This is a genomic window from Blautia sp. ZXY-1-B12 (assembly GCF_056339915.1).
Genome location: NZ_JBWJVP010000159.1, coordinates 1 through 3,927 on the forward strand (window position 1 = coordinate 1; position 3,927 = coordinate 3,927).

8 protein-coding genes are annotated in these 3,927 nt (G+C 40.4%); 3 read left to right on the forward strand and 5 right to left on the reverse strand.

Annotated elements, in window-relative coordinates:
* Window positions 1-193: 193 nt before the first annotated feature.
* On the reverse strand, window positions 194-856 hold the full coding sequence (locus AC075L_RS08120; RefSeq protein ID WP_476387520.1) for a hypothetical protein: 663 nt from the start codon (window positions 854-856) through the stop codon (window positions 194-196).
* 396 nt (window positions 857-1,252) lie between these two features.
* On the opposite strand from AC075L_RS08120, the gene AC075L_RS08125 reads away from it, so the two are divergent.
* Together AC075L_RS08125 and AC075L_RS08130 are read left to right on the forward strand one after the other, a co-directional pair.
* Entirely contained in the window at window positions 1,253-1,393 is a 141-nt protein-coding gene (locus tag AC075L_RS08125; protein WP_476387521.1) for a hypothetical protein, read from the forward strand.
* A gap of 94 nt (window positions 1,394-1,487) precedes the next feature.
* Window positions 1,488-1,622 (forward strand): hypothetical protein, encoded by a 135-nt coding sequence (locus tag AC075L_RS08130; protein ID WP_476387522.1) that lies wholly within the window; start codon window positions 1,488-1,490, stop codon window positions 1,620-1,622.
* A gap of 7 nt (window positions 1,623-1,629) precedes the next feature.
* On the opposite strand, the gene AC075L_RS08135 is transcribed toward AC075L_RS08130, so the two are convergent.
* The 4 genes from AC075L_RS08135 to AC075L_RS08150 all read right to left on the reverse strand — a co-directional run bounded on the left by AC075L_RS08135 (window position 1,630) and on the right by AC075L_RS08150 (window position 3,350).
* On the reverse strand, window positions 1,630-1,968 hold the full coding sequence (locus AC075L_RS08135; RefSeq protein WP_476387523.1) for a hypothetical protein: 339 nt from the start codon (window positions 1,966-1,968) through the stop codon (window positions 1,630-1,632).
* A gap of 52 nt (window positions 1,969-2,020) precedes the next feature.
* The gene (locus tag AC075L_RS08140) at window positions 2,021-2,431 is read right to left on the reverse strand and encodes a hypothetical protein (RefSeq protein ID WP_476387524.1); all 411 of its coding nucleotides are present in this window, start codon (window positions 2,429-2,431) and stop codon (window positions 2,021-2,023) included.
* Between the two features lie 249 nt (window positions 2,432-2,680).
* Window positions 2,681-3,046: a hypothetical protein gene (locus AC075L_RS08145; RefSeq protein ID WP_476387525.1), complete on the reverse strand. Its 366-nt coding sequence runs from the start codon at window positions 3,044-3,046 to the stop codon at window positions 2,681-2,683.
* Entirely contained in the window at window positions 3,006-3,350 is a 345-nt protein-coding gene (locus AC075L_RS08150; RefSeq protein ID WP_476387526.1) for a hypothetical protein, read from the reverse strand. The genes AC075L_RS08145 and AC075L_RS08150 overlap by 41 nt, the downstream gene beginning before the upstream one ends.
* A gap of 321 nt (window positions 3,351-3,671) precedes the next feature.
* Between AC075L_RS08150 and AC075L_RS08155 the strand changes: the two genes are divergently transcribed.
* Window positions 3,672-3,927 (forward strand): hypothetical protein (locus tag AC075L_RS08155; protein ID WP_476387527.1); only part of this gene is annotated, 256 nt, incomplete at its 3' end.

A 3,927-nucleotide genomic window follows, 5' to 3' on the forward strand; every position in this document is an offset into this window, starting at 1 on the left:
AATCGAGAAAGGTCTTGGAACCCAGTTTAACCCGAAATGGGGAAAGATCATGCTCAAACTGATAGAAAAGGACAAAGATTACAAAATGCACCAATAAGAAAGAGGCAAAAAAGCCGTTACACGTCAGGTGTCCCAACATGTAACGGCTTTCGCATGTAATGAGGTAGTCATTTAATGTTCCCATCAAAAAACATTACTCTTCCTCCTTGACATACAAATAGGTATAAGAATCAGTATCTGGAAAATGTAGGCGGATATATCCGCTTTTCTTTTCCAGATCCTTACGAGAGCATACCCCTACCTCAGCTACCTCAGAGTTCTCTTTACAGTATGAAGATACAATATCACGAGCTTTCCGTTCTACATAAGCCCAGGCTTCATCGAACGTATCATGGTGAACGCAAACTTCTTTTTCTGAAGTACATTCTGTTGAAACCCATGTCTTATCCGCGGATTTTATGACAAGCAGTTTCTTCACATCATCCACGAATTTCATATTTGGCATAGAACTCTTTAGTTCATCGGAGACAAGTGTTAAAGCTCTTTCGTATGCGATGTCTCTACTGTATGCTTTTACAGTATATATCCCTAGATAATTCTGCTGTTCCTTATTTGATAAGTATACTTCGAAATGATATTCTTTAGAAAAAAATTTCGGGAAAACACACCAGCTGTTCATTGTGCTAAGTACAGCATCTGGCATGATTGCGTATAATGTTCCAAAAACATCATCTGGGATATCTCTTTTTTTCTTGCGCAATTCGTAATTTACCTCTGAATTTAAACGATCTGCATATTGCAAGAAAAAGTTTTTAATAGAATCCTCCTTATCTTTTACCTCATATTTTTTTTCCATGTTTTATCTCCTTTCGTGTTTTTATTATAAAATAGAACATGAAAAAATAACAGCAAAAAAAAAAAAATTGTCTAACGGAGAGAAAGATGGTTGTTATTAGCCATTTTTCGGATAAATTTCAGGGAAGGAATGACTCGTTGTGAATCTTACCCTCCCTGCTTTGGAACTATCTGTTTCCCGACAGTTCATTTTTGATCAGTGGAGCCACCACATCCACCACAGACCGCTGATGTTAGTCGCATACATCCAATCGAACATATCTCTCACCTCCTCTCTGCATCTACCATGCAAAAAAGATGGTAAAAACAAAAAATCTCATTGCAAAATGATTTTTTCATAAATCTTTTTGATCTTCATATTTCATTTGAAATATTGAAAACGTAAATGGAGAAAATTATGACCTGTTCAGACCGTCAGCTCGCCGGATGCTGCTCCGGCATTGGAGCATGTGCTGTCAATCAAAAATACCGGAAAGCTTATCTTCAGAGACATCCCGGAAAGATCGTGATCCGAAAATCTTGCAAGACAGATCTGTAACCTGGGAAAACAGGAGGAAGATGCCAGAAAATTAAAGGAGATCAAAGAATCCCTGTATTTTCTTGCAGAACAGAAACAGACGAATCTGTTCCGTATGGCAAGAAGGCTCCTGGATCACCACGGAAATCCGTCCCTTGTAAGGGAGATTCAGGAGGAAGCATGGAAGCTTACCAGCCATCCGGAGATCCTTCTGGATGAAGATGAATTGAAATATGCTCTTCTGGTCTGATCTTTGCTCATACGCTTTTGTGGCGTATGAGCATTTCTTTTGCCTCAAACCGATACCATCCTTTTGCCTCAAAACTGCAATCGGATTCCATTGGTGTCCATTTCTGCTTTTTCCAGTTGTAGAAACCTTTTTGGTACATCAGCATGAGAAGCACTGTGTTAAACTGTTTTTCTGTCTCGCAGTAATATGCCCCGTTATTTTCCTTAATGCCAAGCTGCTGTACTTTTTGGGCCAATCCCAGGTATTTTTCATGCACGTCTGCTTCGCTCCTGTCACGAAACCTCTTTCTGTCAGAAGTAATATAGACCGTTTGTTTCAAATTTCCTTGTTCTTCTCGTACTGTCATGGAAAACTCCTTTCACAAAAAATACGACTGCAATATGTAGAAACTATGATATTCATGAAAATAGCATCGTTTTGTTTTGCTCCCAAATATGTCCTGAGAAAGCATCATACATCCCTGCGGTTATAGAACCTGGCAGATTCAGCCTTTTTTCCGTTTTGACCAGTTCCTCAAAGGAAATGTTTTCTGCACATTTTTTAAGGTCGATCCTCTTGAGGACTTTTTTGGTAAAGGGCCTTTTTGCATCCGGGAAGGATATACTGAGCAGGAATTTCTGCACCTTCTCACTGTTTAACATAAGCATACAGGTATACGCATCCGCATAGTTATCGAAAGGCAGGAAATAGGAAGTGTCATCCACCATGACTGGCTTTTCACTGTACAGAAGTGAAAATAACGGTTTTTTATAAAATCCTGAAACCCCAATCTTATATTTTGCAAAGGAATACTCACCTACCCCAAACATGCTGAACGCCGGAGCTCCAGTATAAATACTGCTCTTCCTGCTGTCAAACACTGTTTTCCTGTCATTTAAGTATTTTCACGTTTGCGGAGCAAGCTCTTTGATATACTCCGTTTCCTCCCTCGGTTTTTTCTGTGTCACGAGAACGTATTTTTTAAATCTGTCATGGATGACAGGGGTCTTGAAAGAGCTGCTTTTGATCAGCGGATAGATTAAAGCATCCTCCAGCTCGACAGTTTCTTTATTTTTGTTTCAATAACAGGATTCTCCCGTCTTTTCCAATTCTATCAGACGGGCACAGTCATGTTTGACACCCTGCCTCCACTCAAAACAGCATTTTCCTTCAAGGTCAGGGACATCTTCTTTTACAGAACACAGCCGCCCGTTTTTAAATGAAATGATTTCGCAAACGTGATCAGGGTAATTGATATCATATACCTCACAGTTACGGCATTTGGAATCATCTGTGGACATTTTTATATACAGAAGGCAGGCAGAGGCGTTGATACGGAACACCTTTAAGGAATCAAACGTATACATCCTGACAAGATCAACAGGGACATCGTTTCTGTCCAGTTCAAGCAGCACATTCCTGGCTACGGATGTTTTGCAGAGCATGGCGATACTCACATTTTTCCCAATACGATCCTTCGATCAGCTTCAGGATGATATATTCGCAGATATCGAAGTTGCTGGCTCCGGTCAGTGCATTCGTCCCGCTCAGACCTTTAAAATTGACCTTTTGTGGAAGGTTGAATTTCAGGTTTGCATTCATTGCCCAGGGTGGGTTTCCGATAAAAAGCGTTTCATCCTTGAGATGCTTTGTTACTTCATATGAGAAGAAATTCCCATGGGTTACGCCAAGCCGCGGATCCCTGATACGTTCTCTGCATTTACCACAATACTCTTTGTTGATCTCCACTCCCACCGCTTCTTTTTACATTATCGAAAACATTTAATGCTGCTTTTAGAAAATTTCCGACTCCACATGTCGGGATCAATGACGACAGCAGGACTTATCTTCAGCTTATCCTTCAACAGGTTACATACTTTTACAGCAAAATACCCCGGGGTCTGGTAACCCCCAAACTCTTTTTTATATCATTTCGAACCATCATTTTCCTCCTCTTTTTCATCCAGTATGACAAAAAACGAAAAAGGTAATTTTCAGTACGAAATTTTCATTAATTCCGGTGTAATGCATTTTATCCATGAATTCAAACAACGAAAGGAGAAAAATATTATGAGTAAAAAAACGAATCAGCCTAACATGATCTGTCCTTGCTGCGGAGGCCGCGAATTCATCACCACCGCTACTGTTACCCAGGACTGGAGGGTAAGCTTCGGAGGAGATTTTCTGGAAGAAGTCTCAAGCTGCAATGACGTTCTCTGCGAACCTGACACTGACAATATCTGGAACTGTTTTCGCTGCGGAGGGGAAGCCGTTTCCCTGAATGATTTCGACATCGACCATGATCCTAATGATCTTGTGTTTGAGG

Bases quoted from the DNA above. Each gene is read 5' to 3' on its own strand.
- AC075L_RS08140 (WP_476387524.1), bottom strand. From the start codon at position 2,431: ATGTTTGGGGTAGGTGAGTATTCCTTTGCAAAATATAAGATTGGGGTT.
- AC075L_RS08125 (WP_476387521.1), top strand. From the start codon at position 1,253: ATGACCTGTTCAGACCGTCAGCTCGCCGGATGCTGCTCCGGCATTGGA.
- AC075L_RS08145 (WP_476387525.1), bottom strand. From the start codon at position 3,046: ATGCTCTGCAAAACATCCGTAGCCAGGAATGTGCTGCTTGAACTGGAC.
- AC075L_RS08130 (WP_476387522.1), top strand. From the start codon at position 1,488: ATGGCAAGAAGGCTCCTGGATCACCACGGAAATCCGTCCCTTGTAAGG.
- AC075L_RS08135 (WP_476387523.1), bottom strand. From the start codon at position 1,968: ATGACAGTACGAGAAGAACAAGGAAATTTGAAACAAACGGTCTATATT.
- AC075L_RS08120 (WP_476387520.1), bottom strand. From the start codon at position 856: ATGGAAAAAAAATATGAGGTAAAAGATAAGGAGGATTCTATTAAAAAC.